Consider the following 19,968-nt stretch of genomic DNA (forward strand, 5'->3'; position numbering starts at 1 on the left):
CGTCGCAGCGCTGCAGCGCAGCGCCGGCGGCGCTGGCGCCGCCCAGCGAACCGAAGACGCGGCGCAGCGCGGGGGCGCGCACGCCCGGCGGCGGCAGCGTCAGGCCCTGGAGGAGCCGGGGAACGGAGGACATCGTGTGCACGGAACGCTCCTGGACATCGGGGCGCACGTGCTGGCGGATCGCTGGCTGGTGCTGCGGTGGAAAGACGGCGCGGACTACTTGGTCAGGATCAGCTTGCCCATCGAGGTGATGCGCATGCGGTAGACGGCCTCGCCATGCTGGATCTCGATCTCCTCGGCGCCGGCGAACAGTTCGGCGCTGGTCCAGCGCGGGCGGCGGGCCGCGGCGCAGGAGGCGGCGGCACGCAGCGGCGGCTGGGCGGCCGGCGGCCGGGGGTCACGAGAATCGGGTTGCATCGGGGGTGTCCTGTGTCCGAAGCCGCACTCTAATGCGAACCATTCTCATTAACAAGCCCCTGAGGCCGTGTCGATGGCCCGGACACCACGCCGCAGCCGGCACGAAGCCCTTTTGAGCGGCCGCCGCGGGCTCGGAGCCGCGGCGAACCGTTACAACATCGCCTGCCGCCGACCGTTCCCCGTCCCGATGCCCCGTTTCCCCCTCGACGCCCCTGCCCGCCTGCCGCTGTCGGCGATGCTCGAACAGCTCGCCCGCGACGACTCGCGTGAACGTGTCGCCGTCGGCGACCTGCTGGCCGCGCTGGGCGACCGCGCGCTGGCGGCGCTGCTGTTCGTCTTCGCCTTCCCGAACGTGCTGCCGACGCCGCCGGGCACCTCGGCGATCCTGGGGGCGCCGCTGATCTTCCTCGCCGCGCAACTGGCCTTCGGCCTGAAGCCGTGGCTGCCCCGGGTGATCGCGTCGCGCTCGATGGCGCGTGCCGACTTCGAGCGCCTGATCACGCGCGTGTCGCCATGGCTGGCGCGCGCCGAACGCCTGCTGAAGCCGCGCTGGAGCACGCTGGCGGCGCCGCCGATGGAGTACCTGATCGGCCTCGTCTGCCTGCTGCTGTCGTGCGTGCTGGTGCTGCCGGTGCCGCTGGGCAACATGCTGCCGGCGCTGGCGGTGAGCCTGTTCGCGCTCGGCGTGCTCGAACGCGACGGCGTCTGGGTCATCGCCGGCGCGGTGGCGGCGGTCGTCGCCGCGGTCGTCGTCTCCGGCGTCGTCTGGGCGATGGTCAAGGGCGCCGTCTACTTCGCCACCCAGGTGCTGGGCCTGGGCGGCTGAGCCGGCGCCGACTCAGGGCGCCGGCGGCGGCCCGTCGCGCAGTTCGCGGCGCAGGATCTTGCCGATGTTGGTGCGCGGCAGCGGCTGCTCGCGGAACTCGATCTGGCGCGGCATCTTGTAGCCGGTGAGGTGCTGGCGGCAGTGCGCCAGCAGCTCGCGCTCGGTCAGCTCGGGGTCGTGGCGCACGACGAAGACCTTGACCGCCTCGCCCGAACGTTCGTCGGGCACGCCCACCGCGCCGGCTTCCTGCACCCCGGGGTGCATCGTCAGCACGTCCTCGACCTCGTTCGGGAAGACCTTGAAGCCCGAGACGACGATCATGTCCTTCTTGCGGTCGGTGATGCGGATGTTGCCCTGCTCGTCCATCGTGCCCATGTCGCCGGTGCGCAGCCAGCCGTCGGCGGTCAGCACCTCGGCGGTCTCCTCGGGCCGCTGCCAGTAGCCGCGCATGATCTGCGGGCCGCGCAGGCGGATCTCGCCGACGCTCCCGGGCGGCAGCGCGCGGCCCTCGTCGTCGGCGATGACGACATCGGTGCTCGGGATCGGCATGCCGATCGTGCCGCTCCACTCGTGCACGTCGACCGGGTTGGCGATCGCCACCGGCGAGGCCTCGGTCAGGCCGTAACCCTCGACCAGCGGCACCCGGGCGCGTTCGCGCCAGCGCTGGGCGACGACGTGCTGCACCGCCATGCCGCCGGCCACCGCGAGCTTCAGCCCGCCGAGGTCGACCCGGGCGAAACCCGGTGCGTCGAGCAGCGCGCGGTACAGCGTGTTGACGCCGACGATGCCGGTGAACGGCACCGTCTGCAGCGTCTTCAGCATCTCGCCCATGTCGCGCGGGTTCGGGATCAGCACCAGCTTGGAGCCCTTGCGCAGGAAGACGAAGGACGCCATCAGCGCGAACACGTGGTACATCGGCAGCGGCAGCACGACTGTCTCGCGGCCGTCCTGCATGTCGCGCGCCAGCCAGGCCGTCACCTGCAGCACGTTGGCCAGCACGTTGCCGTGGGTCAGCATCGCGCCCTTGGCGACGCCGGTGGTGCCGCCGGTGTACTGCAGGAAGGCCAGGTCGTCGTGGCCCAGCGTGACCGGCGACAGCGCGCGGCGGCGCCCGGCGGCCAGCGCCTGGTTGAAGCCGACGGCACCCGGCAGCCGCCACGGCGGCACCATCTTCTTCACGTGGCGCACGACGGCGTTGACGACGTGGCCCTTGAAGCCGAGCAGGTCGCCGGCGCCGGTGGTGACGATGGCGCGCAGCCGCGTCGCCGCGACCACCTGCTCCAGCTTGGACGCGAAGTTCTCCAGCACCACGATGGCCGCGGCGCCCGAATCCTGCAGCTGGTGCTCCAGCTCGCGCGGCGTGTACAGCGGGTTGACGTTGACGACGACCAGCCCCGCGCGCAGCACGCCCAGCAGCGCCACCGGGTACTGCATGAGGTTGGGCATCATCAGCGCGACACGTTCGCCGCGCACCAGGCCGGCGCCGTGCTGCAGCCAGGCGGCGAAGGCGAGGCTCGCCTCGTCGAGCTGGCGGTAGCTCATCGTGCGGCCCATCGACCACAAGGCGGGCTGATCGGCGAAGCGGGTGCAGGCGTCGGCGAGCGCGTCGACCAGCGACGCGTGGCAGCCGACGTCGATTTCCGGCGGAATGCCGTCCGGATAGTGGGCGAGCCAGGGCTTGAACATGAGGCCGGCGATGGTCGCACAGCGCGTGCATGCCGGGTTCGCCCGGCGATGACGGAGCATGAGCGAAGTCAAATCACCGCACCGCTTCGGGGCATCGGCTGTCACACGGCGTTCACGGCGCTGCCATCCGCCAGGCCCAGCATGGGGGCTCCTGGAGGCGAAACGATGCTGATCTTCGTGAACACCGAGTGCCTGACGCGCCTGGCCGACGCCGAGGATGCGCAAGGCGGGCTGCCCGGTTTCGAGGCCGTGCTGCAGGCCTGGCCGCAGCTGCGGGTGGTGCTGGCCGACGAGCGCCGCCACTGGACGACGATCGACCGCCTGCGTGCACCGTTCAGCGCGCCGCTGCACGGCCGCATCCTCGGCACGACGCCGATCTACGGCGCGCTGGCGCAGTCGCGCCCGGGGCGCGAGGACGAGATTCTCGACTGGCTGCGCCAGGCCGACGCCGAGGACGCCGACTGGCTGGCGGTGGACGACCGTGCCGACGAGTTCCACGCCCACGCCCACCGGCTGCTGGCCTGCCGCCGCTTCGGCACCGCCGAGGCCGCCGAGCTGCACGGCCGGCTGCACCGGCGCTCGCTGCGCCGCGAGGCCGTGGTGCGCGTGCTGCCGCCGCCGCCGCGGCGCACGCTGCCGCTGGGCGCTTGAGCCCGGCCCATGTCCCGGACGCTGCGCGAGCGCCGCCGGGCGGCGGACAATGCGCGGCTTCACGAGGATTTGCGCATGGACCAAGAATTCCTGGACGGCATCGCCGAGCAGTTCGCCGACATCCCGATGGACGAGCTGATCAGCGGCCCGCTGATCGCCGACTGCGACCCCGCGCTGAAGGCCGCGCTGGCGCAGGCGCGCTACATCCGTTTCGCCGGCTTCGCGCTCGACGCCGACGGCGGCCTGCCGCAGGTGAAGTTCGAGTGGCAGCGTGCCGACGCCGCCGCGCCCGAGATCCTGCAGGTGCCGCTGCCCGGCACGACGCCCGACGACCTGAGCGACACGCTGGCCCGCGAGGGCGGCGGCAGCCTCTGAGCGCCATGGCCACGACGAGCCGCGCCCGGGCCGGGGACGAGGCGCGTGTCGAGCGCCGGCTCGAAGACCTCGAGGTCAAGCTCGCCTTCACCGAGGACCTGCTGGAGAAGCTCGACGCCGTCGTCGTGCGCCAGCAGCAGCAGATCGACCTGCTGACCCGCGAACTGCTCGAGCTGAAGCGCCAGGGCGCGGCCGCCGAGCCGGCGACCTGGCGCAGCCTGCGCGAGGAACTGCCGCCGCACTACTGAGCGGCGGCCTCCCGGCGGCGCACCAGCCGCACGGCGTTGGGCAGGTTGCGGTCGTCGAGCACCTCGTCGCCGCTGCGGAAGTCCACGGCCCAGGCGTCGTAGTCGTTGCCCGGCTCGGTGTCGGCGCTCCAGAACCACAGCGGCGGTGTCGCCGGGAAGACGCGGCCGTCGATCGCCGGGTCCACGCAGTGGCCGTCGACCAGCGTGCGCAGCTCGGCGCGTGTCGGCAGCCGCCAGTCGTGGCGGCCCTGCCAGCCCTCGCGCGCCAGGCGTGCGACCAGATCCTGGGCCTGCATCGCGCTCAGTCGGCGCGGCGCGCCGTCGCTGCAGTCATCGCCGGTCTGGCCCCAAGGGCAGCGCTGCCACTGCAGGCCACGCGCCGGGTCGTCGACCAGCGCCGGCGAGACGACGACGAACGCCGGCGGGGGGCGCGGGCCGTCGCGGCAGATCGGCGCCGCGCCGGCGGCGGCCGCCAGCAGCAGCGCGGCGGCAAGCATCAGCGATCCAGCGCCGCCTTCACGACGCGGAAGACGTCGGTGTTGTCGACGTAGCGGCCGTCGTCGTTGTGGCCGGTGACCTCGGCGAAACGCGGGTCGCGGCCACGCTGGTGGGCGGCGAACCGCTCCGCGCCGGCACCCCGCGCCCACAGCCGCACCAGTTCGTTGGTGTGGTTGTCGCTCCAGAAACGCGGCGCCGGGCGCACGCCGGCGCCGCCGTTGGGCACCGGCTGGAAGGCGACGCGGTCGGACTGCGGCCCCATCGGCATCGCGTTGCCGTGGTCGGTGGTGACGATCAGCAGGTTCTGCTGCCAGCCGCCGTGGGCGGCGATCCAGGCTTCGACGACGGCCAGCGCGGCGTTGAACTCGGCCTGCTCCTCGACCAGACGGCCGGCCTGGTTGGCGTGCGCCGCCCAGTCGACGGCGCCGCCTTCGATCATCAGGAACAGGCCGTCGGGGTCGCGCTCCAGGTGGCGCAGCGCGGCGCCGGCCATCGTCGCCAAGTCGGGCACGTTGGCGATGCGGCGCACGCCGCTGGGCTGCGCCGGGTCGGCACCCAGCACCTCCTCCTCGCGCGCCTGCTGCAGCGTCCAGCGCACGCGCGGGATGCCGACCAGCGGGCCGTCGACACGGCGCTGGCCGGCGGCCAGGCGCTCGAAGTCGGTGCGGTCCTCGACCAGCGTCCACGGCCGCTCGGCACCCGCCGGGCGCAGCGTGCCGGCGCGCAGCTCGCGCCACTCGGCTTCGGCGAGCACGTCCCAGCGTTTGCTGCAGGCCGTGCGCGCGGCGCAGTCGGCGGCCGACAGTCCCAGCACGCTGGCGCCGTTGCCGTCGTGCTCGGGGTGGCCGGCGCCCATGATCAGGTCGAGGTTGCCGTCGCGCAGCATGTCGCGTGCGAGCTCGGTCATGCGGCTGCGACTGGCGTTGCGCGCGCCGAAGGCCGCCGGCGTGGCGTGCGCCAGCGGCACCGAGGTGACGACGCCGGTGGCCTTGCCGGCGCCGCGTGCGATGCGCGTCGCGAAGTCCAGCGGCTGGCCGAAGTTGTCGACGTTGATCGCGTTGTTGTAGGTCTTGCTGCCCGAGGCCAGCGCGGTGCCGGCGGCGGCCGAGTCGGTGTACTGGCGCTTCAGGTACTGGTAGCCGGCGATCGCGGTGGCGTAGGCATCGCCCGGCACCGGGGCCACCGGGCTCGGGTCCCAGGCGCGCGCCGGGTCGTAGCTCACCTGCGGCGTCGCGTCGTGCGTCGGCTTCGTCGAGGTGTTCAGCGGGAAGGTCGTGACGCCCCAGCGCTCGGTCAGCAGCTGGTACTCGGGCAGGTCGTTGGCGCGTGTGCCGGCGCGGAAGTGGGCCGCCATCTCCCAGGTGTTCCAGCTGGCGCCGTCGCTGATCATCACGATGACGTTCTTCGGCTTGGCAGGCGCCGGCGCGGACGGCGCGGCGGCGCAGGCCGACAGCAGCGCGGCGGCGGCCAGGGCAGCGAACACGGTGCGGCGCGGCGGGACGGCGGGGGGAGTCGGGCGGCGGGTCATCGGCGGAGGCTCGGAGTTCGCGGGAGCCGCGAGCCTAGCCCATGCCCGTGTCGCGAGCCTTGATATTGCGACAGCAATATCATTAAGGCCCTGCTCCCCGCCTCCCTCCATGGAACGCAACACCCGCCAGCGCTCCGCGATCCGCGACGCGATCGCCGAAGCCGCGCGCCCGCTGCTGCCGCAGGAGGTGCTGGAGCGCGCGCAGCGCACGGCGCCCGGGCTGGGCATCGCCACCGTCTACCGCAACCTGAAGGCGCTGGTCGACGAGGGCCTGCTGCGCACCGTGACGCTGCCCGGCGAGGTGCCGCGCTACGAGGCCGCCGAGCACCGCCACCACCACCACTTCCAGTGCACGCGCTGCCAGCGTGTCTTCGACGTGCATGCCTGCCCCGGCGATCTGTCGCACCTCGCGCCGCCGGGCTTCAGCGTCGAGGACCACGAACTGACGCTGTACGGCCGCTGCAGCGACTGCGCCGCGGCACCGAACTGAGACCGGAGAACACGATGCTGATGGCAGGGGCGCTGACCCGGCTGGCCGGCGCGGCGCTGATCGTCGCCGTGCTGTGGGCCGCCGTCGCGTGGGCGCTGTCATGAGCCCTCGGGACTTGTCCGGGGCTCGTTCCCGTCTGGCGGGACCGGCCGACGGGCCGAAGGGTGCTCCAGTGACCGCCGCCGTGCGCCTGCACGACCTGACGGTCGCCTGGCGCGGCCACCCCGCGGTGCACCACCTGAGCGGCAGCTTCGCGGCCGCCAGCGCCACCGCGATCGTCGGCCCCAACGGCGCCGGCAAGAGCAGCCTGATGGCCGTGCTCGGCGGCACGCTGCGGCGCTACCAGGGCCGTGTCGAGCGCGACCCGGCGCTGCGGGTGGCCTACCTGCCGCAGGCCGGCGAGATCGACCGCTCGTTCCCGGTGCGGGTGCAGGAGTTCGTCGCGATGGGGCTGTGGCAGCGCATCGGCTGCTTCGGCGTCGTCGACGCGGCGATGCGCCGCCAGGTGCACGAGGCGCTGCACGCCGTCGGCCTCGAAGGTTTCGAGGACCGGCCGATCGGCGAGCTCTCGGTGGGCCAGATGCAGCGCGTGCTGTTCGCGCGCCTGGTGGTCCAGGACGCGGCGCTGATCCTGCTCGACGAGCCCTTCAACGCGCTGGACGAACGCACCACCACCGACCTGCTGGCGCTGCTGGAGCGCTGGAAGGCCGAGGGCCGCACGCTGATCGCCGTGCTGCACGACCTGGAGCAGGTGCGTGCGCATTTCGAGCACACGCTGCTCTTGGCACGCGAGAAGGTCGCCTGGGGCCCGACGGCGCAGGTGCTCAGCGACGAGCACCTGGGCGCCGCGCGCCGCATGGCCGAGGCCTGGGACGCGCATGCGCCGCGCTGCGCCACGGAGGCCACGCCGTGATCGAGCTGCTGCAACCCTTCGTCGAGTTCGGCTTCATGCGCCGCGCGCTGGTCGCGACGCTGGCGCTGTCGCTGGGCGCGGCGCCGATCGGCTGCCTGCTGGTGCTGCGCCGCATGAGCCTGGCCGGCGACGCGCTCGCCCACGCGGTGCTGCCGGGCGCGGCGGTGGCCTACCTGATCGCCGGGCTGTCGTTTCCGGCGATGAGCGCCGGCGGTTTCGTCGCCGCGCTGATCGTCGCGCTGGCCGCCGGCTTCGTCACGCGCAACACGCCGCAGCGCGAGGACGCGAGCTTCGCCGCCTTCTACCTGATCGCGCTGGCGCTGGGCGTGCTGCTGGTGTCCTGGCGCGGCAGCCAGGTCGACCTGATGCACCTGCTGTTCGGCAGCGTGCTCGCCGCCGACGACGCGGCGCTGCTGCAGACCGCCGGCGTCGCCAGCCTGACGCTGTTCGCGCTGGCGCTGGCCTGGCGCCCGCTGGTGCTGGAAAGCTGCGACCCGGGCTTCCTGCGCAGCGTCGGCGGCCCCGGCGCCACCGTGCACGCGCTGCTGCTGGTGCTGCTGGTGGCCAACCTCGTCAGCGCCTTCCAGGCCCTGGGCACGCTGATGGCCGTCGGCCTGATGATGCTGCCGGCTGCCGCGGCGCGTTTCTGGGCCGCCGGGCTGGCGGCGATGTGCACCGTGGCCGCGGCGATCGGCGCCGCCTCGGGTGCGATCGGCCTGCTCTGGAGCTACCACGCCGAGCTGCCGTCGGGTCCGTGCATCGTGCTCGTCTGCGGCCTGGCCTATCTCGGTTCGGTGCTGCTCGGCCGCCGCGACGGCGTGCTCGTGCGGCGTTTCCAGGCCGCCCACCATCTGCAACGCTGAGACCATGACCCCCCTGCCCCGCCGTTCGCTGCTCGCCGCCGCGCTGGCCTGCGCCACCGCCCCCGTCTTCGCCCAGGCGCCGCGTGGCGGGCGCATCGTCGCCAGCTTCTCGATCCTCGCCGACCTGGTGCGCGAGGTCGCGCCGGCGGACTTCGAAGTCGGCTCGCTGGTCGGCGCCGACGCCGACGCCCACGCCTGGGAGCCGCGCCCGGGCGACGTGCGCAAGCTCGCCGGCGCCGACCTCGTCGTCGTCAACGGCCTGGGTTTCGAAGGCTGGATGACGCGGCTGGTGAAGAACTCGGGTTACCGCGGCGAGATCGTCGTCGCCAGCGCCGGCATCACGCCGCGCCACGCGGCGCACGACGACCACGACCACGACCATGGTCATGGCCACGACCACGGCGACGCCGACCCGCACGCCTGGCAGGACCTGGCCCACGCACAGCGTTACGTGGCGACGATCGCCGCCGCACTGGCGCGGCGCTGGCCGCAGCGCCGCGCCGAGTTCGAGGCCCGCGCCGCGGCCTACGGCGAGCGCCTGGCGACGCTGGACACGCGGCTGCGCCGCCTCGTCGACACGGTGCCGCGCGAGCAGCGCCGCGTCATCACCTCGCACGACGCCTTCGGCTACCTGGGCGCGGCCTACGGCATCGAGTTTCTCGCGCCGCAGGGTTGGACGACGCACAGCGAGCCCTCGGCGGCGGCCGTCGGCCGGCTGGTGCGCCAGATCCGGCAGCAGAAGGTGCGCGCGGTGTTCGTCGAGAACATCAGCGACCCGCGGCTGGTCGAGCGCATCGCGCGCGAGACCGGCGCGCGCCTCGGCGGCCGGCTCTATTCGGACGCGCTGTCGGCGCCGGGCGGCCCGGCGGCGAGCTTCGTCGCGCTCTACGAGTACAACGTGCGCGCGCTGGTCGCCGGCATGAGCGGCGCTTGAGGCGCCGCCCCGGCCTCAGCCGCGACGGCGGCGCGCGGCGCCGACGCCCGCCAGGGCCAGCACCCCGAGCGCCAGCGTGCCCGGCTCGGGCACGTCCTGCGGGTTCTCGTCGAACACCAGCGAGGTCGTGATCTGCAGGTTGGACTGCGTCGTGTGGCGCTCGGCGAAGAAGAAGTCGAACGAGTAGGTGCCGGACTCGCGCGCGTTGGCGCCAGAGAACAGCGCATCCAGGTTGACCGTCTGCGACTGCGCGCCGTGCACGCCGCCGAGGTCGATGCCCAGCAGATCGTCGAAGTACACCCAGACGTCGTCGTCGCCGGTGAAGGTGAACTCCTGGCCGGCGCCCTTCAGGTACGAGAACGTCGTCGAGATCGTGTACGTGAAGTGGTAGTTGTGGTCGCGGCCCTCGTTGCCCAGCAGCTGGCCGTCGATCGGGAAGAAGCTGTTCGACGAATAGGTGTAGAGGCCGGGTGAGGTCTCGTCGAGCACCAGCGCGTACGAGGCGCTGGCGGTGGGCCGGGTGTACCAGAGGTCGAAGGCGCCGGCCCCGGTGTTGGAGATCACCGACTGGCCGAGCGCGGTGAGCGTCGGCGAGGCACCGCTCAGCGTCGACTGCACGTAACCCTGGCCGGCGGCCAGCGCTCCTTCGAAGTTGATGCCGTCGGCGTTGAAGTCGCGCACCGTGCCGGTGAGCGTCAGCGTGCTCGCCGACGCGGCGCTGGTGGCGGCGGCGAGCAGGGCCGCGGCGAAGAGCTTGGATCGCATGTTGTCCCTCCGGGTGTTCGGGACATTGTCCGCAGCCGTCGTCCGGCCGTGATCCCCGGAGGCGCGGGGAGCGCTGCGCTCACCCCCTCGTTCGCGGCGGGCTCAGCGCAGGGCCCAGGCCAGCGCCGGCGCGACGAGCACGTTCAGCGCCCCGACCAGCACCATCACCAGCCCGGCGACCGCGCCTTCCTCGGCACCGACACGGTGCGCCTGGGCGACACCGGCGCCGTGCGCGCCCATGCCGAACAGCGCGCCGCGTGCCAGCGTCGAACGCAGCGGCAGCCAGCGCAGCAGCGCCTGGCCGATCGTCGCGCCGAGCACGCCGGTGAAGACGACGAACACCGCCGCCAGGTCGGGCACGCCGCCGATGTCGCCGGCGACCGTCATCGCGAACGGCGTGCTGACCGAACGCGGCACCAGGCTCAGCCGCAGCTCGCCACCGACACCCAGCCAGGACGCCAGCCACCAGGCGGTGAGGATGGACACCGTGCTGCCGACGAGCATGCCGACGGCCAGCGCCGCGGCGTGGCGGCGCAGCAGCGCACGCTGCTCCCAGACCGGCACCGCGAAGGCCACCGTCGCCGGCCCCAGCAGCGCCAGCAGCCAGTGCGTGCCGCGCAGGTACTCGGCATAACTGCCGTGCAGCGCCAGCACGACGAGCAGCAGCACCGCCGGCGCCAGCACCAGCGGCAGGGTCCAGGCGCGCGGATGGCGGCGGTGCAGCGCCTTGGCCGCGGCGTAGGCGGCGATCGTCGGCGCCGACCACAGCAGCACCGCCGCGGCAGCCGACGCCGAGAACATCGCCATCACGGCTGCGCCCCGCCGCGGCGCAGCATGCACTCGACGGCCAGCGCGGTGGCGGCCATCACCGCCAGCGTGCCGCCGGCGATGACGACGAGCAGCTTCAGGCCCAGCCAGCCGAAGAGCTCCGGGTGGTCCAGCACCGCCAGCACCGCCGGCACGAAGAACAGCAGCATCTCGGCGATCAGCCAGCTCGCGCCGCGGCGCCAGCTCGCCACGCGCACCGCGCCGGTGGCCAGCAGCACGAACAGCAGCGCCATGCCGACCAGCCCGCCGGGCAGCGGCAGGCCGGTCGTGCGCACGATGAGTTCGCCCGCCGCCCAGACCGCGCCGATCGCGCCCAGCTGGGCGATGCGGCTGCGCCGCCAGCGGCGCCGCAGCGCCACCGTCGTGCCATGCCAGTCGGGTGCGAGATCCATGGCTTGCACTCTAGGTTGCAGCGCAGCATGATGAAAGCGAATGTTTGGACTGCGCTCCAGTCCCTTTTGGAATGGACATCAAGCTGCGCGCCCTGCGCGCCTTCATCGAGGTCGTGCGCCAGGGCGGTTTTTCGCCGGCGGCGCGCCAGGTCTTCGCCACCCAGTCGGCGGTCAGCAAGGCGGTGCGCCAGCTCGAGGACGAGCTGGGCGTCGTGCTGCTCGACCGCGGCGTGCAGCCGGCGCGCCTGACCGACGCCGGCGAGGTCGTCTACCGCCGCGCGCTGGCGCTGCTGGCCGAGCAGGACGACCTGCGCGCCGAACTCGACGAACTGCGTGGCCTGCAGCGCGGCCTGCTGCGCCTGGGCCTGCCGCCGATCGGCAGCAGCCAGCTCTTCGCGCCGCTGTTCGCTCGCTTTCGCAGCCTGTATCCCGGCATCGAGGTGCAGCTCGTCGAACACGGCAGCAAACGCCTGGAGCAGATGCTCAGCGACGGCGAGCTCGACCTCGCCGGGCTGCTGGCGCCGACCTCGGCGGCCTTCGACTGGCAGTCGGTGCGCGAAGAGCCGATGTGCGTGCTGGTCGCCGAGTCGGTGCCGCTGGCGCTCGACGGCGACTCGGTGGGCTTCGCAGCGCTGGCGGCCCAGCCCTTCGTGCTGTTCGAAGCCGGTTTTGCGCTCAACCCGATGCTCGTCGACGCGGCGCGCAGCGCCGGCTTCGAGCCGCACGTCGTCGCACGCACCAGCCAGATCGACTTCATGGTCGAGCTCGTCGCCGCCGGGCTCGGCGTCGGCTTCCTGCCGCGGCTGATGGCCGAGCCGCGGCGCCGCCCGGGCGTGCGTGTGCTCGCGCTGGCCGAGCCGGCGCTGGTCTGGCACATGGCGCTGGCCTGGCGCCGCGGCGGCTACCTGCCGCACGCCGCACGCGCCTGGCTGGCGCTGGCAGCGGCCGCCGCCTAGGGCGTTCAGCGCACCGGCAGCGCGCGCGGCACCCAGCCCGAGGCGCCGAGCACGTCGACCCGCGCCCGGCGCGCGACGCTGTAGTGCAGCTCGGTGCCCGGCGCGACACCGAGCTCGTCCAGCCGGCGCTGCAGCAGCGCACGCGCCGGCGCGAGCTCGTGCACCTCGATGTCGATGCGGTGGAAACGCAGCGGCCGAACGCCGGCGCCGCCAGCCTCACCGAGCGAGCCGCCCCAGCCGAGCAGCGTGCCCTGGCCGGCTTCGGCGAGGGTCTGCTCGAGCGCGGCGTGCAAGGCATGGTGGGCATCGGCCGCTTCGTCGGTCGACGGGATCTTCAGATACAGGAATTCCATGGACGGCAGGACGGCAGGCGCCGGGGACGGGCGCCAGAACACAACGTGCGGGGCCGGGGTTGCGAGGACACCACCCCGGCACGCCGAAGTCCGCGGCGCGACGCCCGCGGCGGCTTAGACTGCCGCCGCGGCACCTGCCGCCATGACAAGGAGGAGAAGCCGGCGATGGGCATGCGCACCACGCCCGGGCGCTGTCGCCCGAGTTCGGCCCCCCATCGGCAGCGCGGCCCTGCCGGGCGCCTGCGGCCTGCACGATGACCACGGCGCTGCTGGCCACCGCCCGCCGCCGTCGCGTGCTGCCGCTGGTCGCCACCGCGCTGCTGCTCGGCGCCGTGCTGGCCTGGGGCTGGCTGGCGCATCACCGCGCCGTGGCCAGCGCCGACGCCCAGACCGCCGCGCTGCGCCAGATCGCCGCCGAAGTCGAGCCCGGCATGCTGGTGCTGGCCGCCGGCAGCGGCGACACCGCGCCGGCCGCGGTCGCGCAGCGGCTGGACCGCGCGCGCAACGAGCTGCTCGAACTCGGCCGCCGTGCCGCGGCCGATGCACCGGCGGCTCGTTTCTCGGCCGCGCTGGACGCGGCGCTCGCCGCCCCCCACGAAGGCCGCACACTGCGCGCGCTGGCCGCCGCCTGGCGCGACTTCGAGGACACGACACAGGCTGGCGCCGAGCAGCGCCGGCGCGACGCCGACCGCCGCTTCGCGCTGCTGCTGCTGAGCGCCGCGGCCCTGGTCGCCGCGGTGCTGGCCTGGATGCTGCGGCCCTTGCGCGCCGATGCCGCGCTGCCGGACGCGCCGCTGGAGGCCACCGGCCACAGCGTCTTCGAACCCGGCGAACATCCGCTGGCGCGCCTGTCCGGCGAGACGCCGGCGATGCTCGTCGCCTACTGGGACCGGGCACTGCGGCTGCGTTTCGCCAACCAGGCCTATCTCGACTGGTACGGCCTGGAACGCGACGCGGTGCTGGGCCGCACGATGGGCGAGGTGCTCGGCGCCGAGGTCCCGGTGCGGCGGCGCGAGGCGCTGGAGCGTGTGCTCGCCGGCGAGGTCGTGCAGACCCGGCTCGACATCGAGGGCTCGCGCGGGCGGCGCGGCCACTTCTGGGTCTACCGCCTGCCCGACAAACGCCGCGGGCGCATCGCCGGCTTCTACTTCATCGCCAGCAACGTCAGCGAGCTGCAGGACGCGCGCCTGGCCGCCGAAGCCGCCAACCTGGCGCTGGCGCGCGCGGAGGCCTTCACGCGCGAGCTGGCCGACACGCTGCCGGCGGTGGTGCTGTACTGGGACCACGAGGAACGCTGCCGCTTCGCCAACCTCGCGGCGCAGGACTGGTTCGCGCGCGGCGAGGCCGAGCTGCTGGGCCGCTCGATCGCCGAGCTGATCCCCGCCGAGCAGTACGAGGGGGCGCGGCCCTTCATCGAAGGCGCGCTGCGCGGCGAACGCCAGGAGTACGAACGCACGCTGGTGCGCGCCGACGGCCGCGCCGTGCCGCTGTACGCGCACTACGTGCCGCGTGTCATCGACGGCCAGGTGGTCGGCTTCCTGGCCGTGCTGACCGACGTCGGCGCGCTCAAGCAGGCCGAGCAGCGCCTGGCCGAGGCCAACGGGCAGCTCGAGCAGCGCGCCGTGCAGGCCGAGGCGGCGACCCGCGCCAAGAGCGCCTTCCTGGCCAACATGAGCCACGAGATCCGCACGCCGATGAACGCGATCATCGGCCTGACGCACCTGATCTCGCGCGCCACCCAGGACCCGCTGCAGCGCGAGCGGCTGCGCAAGGTCGACGGCGCGGCCGCGCACCTGCTGCAGATCCTCAACGACATCCTGGACCTGTCCAAGATCGAGGCCGGCAAGCTGCGGCTGGACCCGGTGGACTTCTCGCGCGACGAGCTGATCGCGCGGGCGCTGGACGTCGTCGAGGCCAGCGCACGCGCCAAGGGGCTGGAGCTGGTGCTCGACACCGACCACCTGCCCGCGCGGCTGCGCGGCGACGCACGGCTGCTGTCGCAGGCCCTGATCAACCTGCTGGGCAACGCGGTGAAGTTCACCGAACACGGTTGGGTGCGGCTGCGCGCCGCGCTGCTGCGCGAGCACGGCCAGCGGCTGCAGGTGCGCTTCGAGGTCCAGGACACCGGCATCGGCATCGCGCCGGAGCAGCAGGCCCGCCTGTTCACGGCTTTCGAGCAGGCCGACAGCTCGAGCACCCGGCGCCACGGCGGCACCGGGTTGGGGCTGGCGTTGACGCGCCACATCGCCGAGCTGATGGGCGGCAGCGCCGACGCCGTCAGCCGCCCCGGCGCGGGCAGCACCTTCGGGCTGACCGTCTGGCTCGAACGTGCGGAGTCCGTGCCTCCGGAGTCCGGCTCGCTGCCGCCGTCGCTGCGGGCGCTGGTCGTCGACGACCTGCCCGAGGCGCGCGAGGCCATCGCCTCGCAGCTGGAGCTGCTGGGCGTGCAGGCCGACACGGCCGACGGCGCCGAGCAAGCGCTGGCCCGGCTGGCGGCAGCGGGCCAGCGTCGCTACGACCTCTTCATCGTCGACTGCGTGATGCCGGTCTGCGACGGCTTCGAGACGCTGCGCCGGCTGCGTGCGGCCCCCGGCGGGGCCGGGCCGGCGGCGGTGCTCGTCAGCGCGCACGACGCCCCGGCGCTGCGTGAACGCGCCCGCGACGCCGGTTACGGGGCGGTGCTGATGAAGCCGCTGACGCCGTCGGCGCTGCACGACACGATCGCGCAGCTGCTGCGCTCGTCGCCGCGGACCGAGGCCGCGGCCGATGCCTCGGAACCGGCCTTCGTGCGCCTGTGCGCACGCGCCGCCGGCCGGCGCGTGCTGCTGGCCGAGGACAACCCGGTGAACCAGGAGGTGGCCGTGGCGCTGCTCGAGTCGGCGGGGCTGGAGGTCGTGGTCGCCGACGACGGCGCCCGCGCCGTCGAGCTGGCCTGCGGCTCGCCGCCGTTCGACCTCGTGCTGATGGACGTGCAGATGCCGGGCATGGACGGCCTGACGGCCACGCGCACGATCCGTGAACGCGCCGGCCGCACGCTGCCGATCGTCGCGATGACGGCCAACGCCTTCGGCGAGGACCGCGAGGCCTGCCTGGCCGCCGGCATGGACGACCACGTCGCCAAGCCGGTCGATCCGGCGATGCTGTACACGACGCTGCTGCGCTGGCTGGACTGACGCTATTCGGCGCGGAAGCCCGAGGCACGCAGCAGCTCGGCGCCGACGGCCGCCTCGCGCGCCACGAAGCGACGGAACCCGTCGCCGCCGAGCACCGCCGCGCTGAGCCCCAGCGGGGACAGCGCGCCGGCGTCTTCGAGCGCCCGCGCCGCGGCGCCGATGGCGCCGGCCAGCGCCTGCACACGCGCGGCCGGCGTGTCGCGCGGGGCCCAGACGCCATACCAGGAGTGGTGCTGGAAACCCGCGAAGCCGCTCTCGGCGAAGGTCGGCACCGCGGGCAGCAGCGGGCTGCGTTCGGCCGCGCTGATCGCCAGGGGTCTGACGCGGCCCGCACGTGCCAGCGGCAGCAGCGCCACCACCGAATCCAGCAGCAGGTCGGCGTGGCCGCCGGCAACGTCCATCAGCGCCGGCTGCGTGCCCTTGTACGGCACGAGGTTCAGGCGCAGGCCGGCACGGCGCTGGAAGTCCAGCGTCGCGAGGTGTGCGGGAGCACCGAACGCGGGCACGCCGGCGGTCCAGACCCCCGGCTCGCGGCGGATGGCCGCGACGAGGGCCTGCAGGCCGGGCTCGGCTCGGCCCGGGGCGACGACGAGCAGCAACGGCGCCTGGCCGAAACGCGCGACGGCGGCGAAATCGGTCTGCGGGTCGTAGGGCGGCAGCACCAGGACCTGGCGCGTGAAGACGTGGGTGGCGGCAGAAAACAGCAGCGTGCGGCCGTCAGGCGGGGCCGCCATCACGAGGCGGCCGCCGATGGTGCCGCTGGCACCCGGGTGGTTCTCGACGTTCACCGGCGTGCCCAGCACCGCGGGCAGCGCGCCGGCCAGCGCACGCGCCACGGCGTCGACGCCGCCACCGGGCGCGAAGGGCACCACCAGCCGCAGCGGCGTGGCCGGCGTGGCGGCGGCCACCTGGCCGCCCGCCGCCCAGCCGAAAGCCGTGATCAGCAGCGATCGGCGCCTCAGCGCCGGCATTCGCGCTCCACCATGACGCCTCCGGAACGGCCGAGATGGCCGGCGGAGACGAGCATGCAGCCACCGCCCGCCAGGCGCAATGCCCCGTCCCGGGCTGCGCAGCGTGCGGCGGAGCGAGGCGGCGCGGTCGAACGAACGCGCCGCCGAGGCTTCACTGGACGCGCAGGTCGTCCAGCGTCTTGCCGGCGGCGAGCGCGGCGCGGATCCACTCCGGGCGCTTGCCGCGGCCGACCCAGGTGTTGCCCTGGCCGTCGGCATAAACCGGCTTGCCGGCGGCCTTGCGCGAGCGCGCGGCCCTGGGCGCCAGGCCCAGATCGGCGGCGCTCAGGCCATAGGCGGCGATCTGCGCCTTGATGTCGGCGACGACGTCGGCGATTTCCTTCTTGCGCAGCGATTCGGCCTCGGCCTTGAGCTTTTCGATCTGCGCCTGGATTTCAGCGTAGGTCGCCGTGGGCGCTGCATTCTTCTTGGTGGCCATTCGGTGATGTTCCGTCATTTGTCGGGTTGAAAAGGATAACGCGAAAACGCCGCAGCGCGCAGGACGGTTTACACCGACCTCGCCGCGCACAGGCAAATGGCAACGCAATGCGAAAGAGGATCGTGCCGACGGCAGCGGCTTCGCATGCGACCAAAGCCGGCCGATCGGGCGTCGATTCAAGGGGCCGACCGCAACACGAAACGCGCCAATGCGGCGCAATGGCCGCGCCTCAGAGCCAGCCGAAATGGGCGCGCAGCTGATGCGCCGTGAGGTTCACCGGATCGACCGGCGCCTGGGGGAACTGGCGCATCGCCGCGCCGCGCCAGCCGCCGGGGTTCTGCCCGAGCACCGCGATCGACTTCAGGCGCCAGCCCGCCGATTCGAAGTGTTCGAGATACCTGCCGGCATCGGGCATGTTCGCCGGATCGACCGGATTGGCCAGTGGCCAGAGGCAGAACAGCACCGCCGCGCAGCGCCGGCCGGCAACCTCATGAACGAAGTCGGACGGCGTCGTGCGCGTTTCCTGCAATGCGCCGGCACGTGCATAGAGCCGGAATGCGGGGGCGCCCGAGACGGGCTGGATGTCCCGCAGGCTGCGATTGAAACAGCCGCTCAGGCTGCGCACGAGGGTCGACTTGCGCGTGTTCGGGTTGCCGATCAGAACGTAGGCTTGCACGGGGAGTCCCGGAATGTCGTGCCGGCCCGATGATGCCGCAGACCGCGGGCGCGGGATATCAGCGCGGCGGCGGAACGCACGCAGCGGCGTCGCGCCGGCCCAGCAGGCGCACGCCGTCGGCGCCGACGCCGAGCAGCAGATCGGCGTCGCCATGGCGCACCAGCACCAGCCGCTCGCGTGGCCCCAGCGCCAGCGTGCGCAGCACCCGCAGTTCCGGCGCGCCGGCGTCCGCGGGCGGCTGGGCGAAACGCCGCATCCAGCGCAGCCCGAACCACGCCAGCGCTAGCACGAAGGCCAGCGCGAGCACGCTGCCGGCCAGCCCGCTCCACGCCACGCTCATTGGAGGGCTCATGTCGCGGGCTTCCGGGACGCCGCCGGCGGCCGGTCGGCGTAGGCACTCAGGTCCTCGCCCGGCGCGGGCCGTGCCGGCGGGCCGTCGCCGCGTTCCATCGCCTGGCGCACCTCGCGCGCCCAGAGGATGACCTCGGCGACGACGTCGAACAGGTCCGCCGGCACCAACTGGCCGACCTCGCCGCGGCCGAGCAGGTCGCGCGCCAGCGGCACGTTGCGCACGATGGGCACGCCGGCCTCCTCGGCGGCTTCGCGCATCGCGCGGGCGACGTGGTCCTCGCCCTTGGCGCTGATCGTCGGCACCGGGCAGGTGTCGCGGTCGTAGTCGATCGCGATCGCGACGTGCGTCGGGTTGACGACCAGCACGTTGGCCTGGCGCGCAGCCTGCTGCGCGTTGCGCTGCGACCATTCCTGGTGGGCCTGGCGGCGCTGCTGGCGCACCTGCGGGTCGCCTTCGCTTTCCTTGGTCTCCTGCTTGATGTCGCGCAGGCTCATGCGCAGCTTCTTCGTGAACGAATGGCGCTGCCAGGCCATGTCCAGCGCGGCGACGAGCACGAAGGCGACGAGCGTCCAGGTCAGTGCCTGGCGCGTCACCTCCAGCAGCAGCGTGCCGACGGCCCCAACGCCGGCCGGCGCCTGCAGCAGCCGCGCGCTGTCGGCCAGAACGCCGCGCAGCACCAGCGCGCCGATGGCCAGCAGCAGCACGCACTTGGCCAGCGACTTGGCGAGCTCGACGAGGTTGTCCAGGCCGAACATGCGTTTGATGCCTTCGACCGGGTTCAGGTGCTCGGCCTTGGGCTTGAGCCGCTCGGCGCTGAACACCGGGCCGGCCTGTAGGAACTCGACGAGCACGCCCAGCGCCGCCGCCGGCAGCAGCGCCAGCGCGCTCAGCCACAGCGTGGTGCGCCAGGCCAGTTCGCCCAGCGCCGGCGCCGCGACCTCGAAAGGCCGGCCGATGCTGGCCAGCGCCGCGTCGGCCAGCGCACCCAGTTCGCGCCCGGCGTAGGCCGAACCCAGCACGACGACCGCCAGCCAGGCCAGCAGCGGCACGGTGCTCGACAGGTCGCGGCTCTTGGACACCTGGCCCTTGCGGCGTGCGTCCTGCAGCTTCTTCGGGGTCGGCTTCTCGGTCTTGTCGCCGCCGTCGTTCTTGTCGGCCATGGGCGGGCGCGTCCTCCTCTGGATGGCAGACGCGATCCTCGGCCCGACCCGCTGCGGTTGACACCTCGGGTGCAACGGCCTGTTTCCTAGGGATGCCGGCCGCTCCCATATGAAAGGGCGGACCTAGCGGATGGCACAGACGGATACCGAATGGACGAGTTCGATGTGACCGCCGTCACGAAGTCCCGGGAGCATCGCGCCGCGCACCAGAAGAGCCGTCATAAGCCGTCAGAGGAGGTCATGTGCGACGCCGTGAGGCCTGTGCCCCCGGATCAGTCCGGCATCCGTTTTTTTTGCGCCGCAGCGCTGACGCTGGCCTGCAGCGCGAGCTTGGCGGCCACGCCGGAACTCGACGCCGAGACCTGCGCCGCGCTGCGCGGCGCGGCCTCGGCCAAGTTCAGCCTCGGGCTGCAGGCCTGCGGCGCCGAGGCCCCC

24 protein-coding genes are annotated in these 19,968 nt (G+C 73.4%); 11 read left to right on the forward strand and 13 right to left on the reverse strand.

Annotation, left to right across the window (positions count from 1 at the left end; all coding sequences use genetic code 11):
- Nucleotides 1–216 precede the first annotated feature (216 nt).
- Nucleotides 217–417 (reverse strand): hemin uptake protein HemP, encoded by a 201-nt coding sequence (locus RBXJA2T_RS08920; protein ID WP_009857022.1) that lies wholly within the window; start codon nucleotides 415–417, stop codon nucleotides 217–219.
- A gap of 187 nt (nucleotides 418–604) precedes the next feature.
- Between RBXJA2T_RS08920 and RBXJA2T_RS08925 the strand changes: the two genes are divergently transcribed.
- Nucleotides 605–1,243, forward strand: a complete 639-nt coding sequence (locus RBXJA2T_RS08925; protein ID WP_037290853.1) for an exopolysaccharide biosynthesis protein — start codon at nucleotides 605–607, stop codon at nucleotides 1,241–1,243.
- A 12-nt stretch (nucleotides 1,244–1,255) separates the two neighbouring features.
- Here RBXJA2T_RS08925 and RBXJA2T_RS08930 read toward each other — a convergent pair whose 3' ends face one another.
- Complete coding sequence (locus RBXJA2T_RS08930; protein ID WP_009857024.1) at nucleotides 1,256–2,929, reverse strand: AMP-binding protein; 1,674 nt, start codon at nucleotides 2,927–2,929, stop codon at nucleotides 1,256–1,258.
- Between the two features lie 165 nt (nucleotides 2,930–3,094).
- Here RBXJA2T_RS08930 and RBXJA2T_RS08935 point away from each other — a divergent pair, with 165 nt between their 5' ends.
- The 3 genes from RBXJA2T_RS08935 to RBXJA2T_RS08945 all read left to right on the forward strand — a co-directional run bounded on the left by RBXJA2T_RS08935 (nucleotide 3,095) and on the right by RBXJA2T_RS08945 (nucleotide 4,203).
- Nucleotides 3,095–3,580, forward strand: coding sequence for an HAD domain-containing protein (locus tag RBXJA2T_RS08935; RefSeq protein ID WP_009857025.1), 486 nt, complete (start codon nucleotides 3,095–3,097; stop codon nucleotides 3,578–3,580).
- Between the two features lie 75 nt (nucleotides 3,581–3,655).
- On the forward strand, nucleotides 3,656–3,955 hold the full coding sequence (locus RBXJA2T_RS08940) for a hypothetical protein (RefSeq protein WP_009857026.1): 300 nt from the start codon (nucleotides 3,656–3,658) through the stop codon (nucleotides 3,953–3,955).
- A gap of 5 nt (nucleotides 3,956–3,960) precedes the next feature.
- On the forward strand, nucleotides 3,961–4,203 hold the full coding sequence (locus RBXJA2T_RS08945) for a SlyX family protein (protein WP_009857027.1): 243 nt from the start codon (nucleotides 3,961–3,963) through the stop codon (nucleotides 4,201–4,203).
- Here the strand turns inward: RBXJA2T_RS08945 and RBXJA2T_RS08950 are convergent.
- Together RBXJA2T_RS08950 and RBXJA2T_RS08955 are read right to left on the reverse strand one after the other, a co-directional pair.
- Nucleotides 4,197–4,700 (reverse strand): Lcl C-terminal domain-containing protein, encoded by a 504-nt coding sequence (locus RBXJA2T_RS08950; protein WP_009857028.1) that lies wholly within the window; start codon nucleotides 4,698–4,700, stop codon nucleotides 4,197–4,199. The two genes, RBXJA2T_RS08945 and RBXJA2T_RS08950, sit on opposite strands and share 7 nt — an antisense overlap.
- Nucleotides 4,700–6,184, reverse strand: a complete 1,485-nt coding sequence (locus RBXJA2T_RS08955) for an alkaline phosphatase (RefSeq protein WP_237704873.1) — start codon at nucleotides 6,182–6,184, stop codon at nucleotides 4,700–4,702. The genes RBXJA2T_RS08950 and RBXJA2T_RS08955 overlap by 1 nt, the downstream gene beginning before the upstream one ends.
- A 154-nt stretch (nucleotides 6,185–6,338) precedes the next feature.
- Here RBXJA2T_RS08955 and RBXJA2T_RS08960 point away from each other — a divergent pair, with 154 nt between their 5' ends.
- From RBXJA2T_RS08960 to RBXJA2T_RS08975, 4 genes are all read left to right on the forward strand, one after another.
- Nucleotides 6,339–6,719 (forward strand): Fur family transcriptional regulator, encoded by a 381-nt coding sequence (locus tag RBXJA2T_RS08960; protein ID WP_009857030.1) that lies wholly within the window; start codon nucleotides 6,339–6,341, stop codon nucleotides 6,717–6,719.
- 172 nt (nucleotides 6,720–6,891) lie between these two features.
- Entirely contained in the window at nucleotides 6,892–7,632 is a 741-nt protein-coding gene (gene aztA / locus RBXJA2T_RS08965) for a zinc ABC transporter ATP-binding protein AztA (protein WP_009857031.1), read from the forward strand.
- Nucleotides 7,633–7,667: 35 nt separating this feature from the next.
- A complete protein-coding gene (locus RBXJA2T_RS08970; protein ID WP_050801749.1) occupies nucleotides 7,668–8,495 on the forward strand; it encodes a metal ABC transporter permease in 828 nt (275 codons plus the stop codon).
- Nucleotides 8,496–8,499: 4 nt separating this feature from the next.
- The gene (locus RBXJA2T_RS08975) at nucleotides 8,500–9,429 is read left to right on the forward strand and encodes a metal ABC transporter solute-binding protein, Zn/Mn family (protein ID WP_009857033.1); all 930 of its coding nucleotides are present in this window, start codon (nucleotides 8,500–8,502) and stop codon (nucleotides 9,427–9,429) included.
- A gap of 15 nt (nucleotides 9,430–9,444) precedes the next feature.
- Here the strand turns inward: RBXJA2T_RS08975 and RBXJA2T_RS08980 are convergent, their stop codons facing one another.
- The 3 genes from RBXJA2T_RS08980 to RBXJA2T_RS08990 form a co-directional block, all read right to left on the reverse strand.
- Entirely contained in the window at nucleotides 9,445–10,194 is a 750-nt protein-coding gene (locus RBXJA2T_RS08980) for a fibro-slime domain-containing protein (RefSeq protein ID WP_009857034.1), read from the reverse strand.
- A gap of 102 nt (nucleotides 10,195–10,296) precedes the next feature.
- Entirely contained in the window at nucleotides 10,297–11,001 is a 705-nt protein-coding gene (locus RBXJA2T_RS08985; RefSeq protein WP_009857035.1) for an LrgB family protein, read from the reverse strand.
- Entirely contained in the window at nucleotides 11,001–11,414 is a 414-nt protein-coding gene (locus RBXJA2T_RS08990; RefSeq protein WP_009857036.1) for a CidA/LrgA family protein, read from the reverse strand. The genes RBXJA2T_RS08985 and RBXJA2T_RS08990 overlap by 1 nt, the downstream gene beginning before the upstream one ends.
- Before the next feature lie 77 nt (nucleotides 11,415–11,491).
- On the opposite strand from RBXJA2T_RS08990, the gene RBXJA2T_RS08995 reads away from it, so the two are divergent.
- Nucleotides 11,492–12,370, forward strand: a complete 879-nt coding sequence (locus RBXJA2T_RS08995) for a LysR substrate-binding domain-containing protein (RefSeq protein WP_193384726.1) — start codon at nucleotides 11,492–11,494, stop codon at nucleotides 12,368–12,370.
- A 5-nt stretch (nucleotides 12,371–12,375) separates the two neighbouring features.
- Here the strand turns inward: RBXJA2T_RS08995 and RBXJA2T_RS09000 are convergent, their stop codons facing one another.
- Nucleotides 12,376–12,723, reverse strand: a complete 348-nt coding sequence (locus RBXJA2T_RS09000) for a hypothetical protein (RefSeq protein ID WP_009857038.1) — start codon at nucleotides 12,721–12,723, stop codon at nucleotides 12,376–12,378.
- 254 nt (nucleotides 12,724–12,977) lie between these two features.
- Here RBXJA2T_RS09000 and RBXJA2T_RS09005 point away from each other — a divergent pair, with 254 nt between their 5' ends.
- The gene (locus RBXJA2T_RS09005; protein ID WP_009857039.1) at nucleotides 12,978–15,896 is read left to right on the forward strand and encodes a response regulator; all 2,919 of its coding nucleotides are present in this window, start codon (nucleotides 12,978–12,980) and stop codon (nucleotides 15,894–15,896) included.
- A 2-nt stretch (nucleotides 15,897–15,898) separates the two neighbouring features.
- On the opposite strand, the gene RBXJA2T_RS09010 is transcribed toward RBXJA2T_RS09005, so the two are convergent.
- The 5 genes from RBXJA2T_RS09010 to sctU form a co-directional block, all read right to left on the reverse strand.
- Complete coding sequence (locus RBXJA2T_RS09010; RefSeq protein WP_009857040.1) at nucleotides 15,899–16,867, reverse strand: Bug family tripartite tricarboxylate transporter substrate binding protein; 969 nt, start codon at nucleotides 16,865–16,867, stop codon at nucleotides 15,899–15,901.
- 151 nt (nucleotides 16,868–17,018) lie between these two features.
- Nucleotides 17,019–17,345: an H-NS histone family protein gene (locus RBXJA2T_RS09015; protein WP_009857041.1), complete on the reverse strand. Its 327-nt coding sequence runs from the start codon at nucleotides 17,343–17,345 to the stop codon at nucleotides 17,019–17,021.
- A 229-nt stretch (nucleotides 17,346–17,574) separates the two neighbouring features.
- The gene (locus RBXJA2T_RS09020; protein WP_009857042.1) at nucleotides 17,575–18,021 is read right to left on the reverse strand and encodes a hypothetical protein; all 447 of its coding nucleotides are present in this window, start codon (nucleotides 18,019–18,021) and stop codon (nucleotides 17,575–17,577) included.
- 58 nt (nucleotides 18,022–18,079) lie between these two features.
- Complete coding sequence (fliO, locus tag RBXJA2T_RS09025; RefSeq protein WP_009857043.1) at nucleotides 18,080–18,361, reverse strand: flagellar biosynthetic protein FliO; 282 nt, start codon at nucleotides 18,359–18,361, stop codon at nucleotides 18,080–18,082.
- 8 nt (nucleotides 18,362–18,369) lie between these two features.
- Nucleotides 18,370–19,533 carry a type III secretion system export apparatus subunit SctU gene (sctU, locus tag RBXJA2T_RS09030; protein WP_009857044.1) on the reverse strand — a complete coding sequence of 388 codons (1,164 nt, stop codon included), beginning with the start codon at nucleotides 19,531–19,533 and terminating at the stop codon, nucleotides 18,370–18,372.
- Between the two features lie 150 nt (nucleotides 19,534–19,683).
- Between sctU and RBXJA2T_RS09035 the strand changes: the two genes are divergently transcribed.
- Nucleotides 19,684–19,968 (forward strand): hypothetical protein (locus RBXJA2T_RS09035; RefSeq protein WP_009857045.1); only part of this gene is annotated, 285 nt, incomplete at its 3' end.

The sequence above is a fragment of the Rubrivivax benzoatilyticus JA2 = ATCC BAA-35 genome (genome assembly GCF_000190375.1).
In the GTDB taxonomy this organism is placed as follows: Bacteria; Pseudomonadota; Gammaproteobacteria; order Burkholderiales; family Burkholderiaceae_C; genus Rubrivivax; species Rubrivivax benzoatilyticus.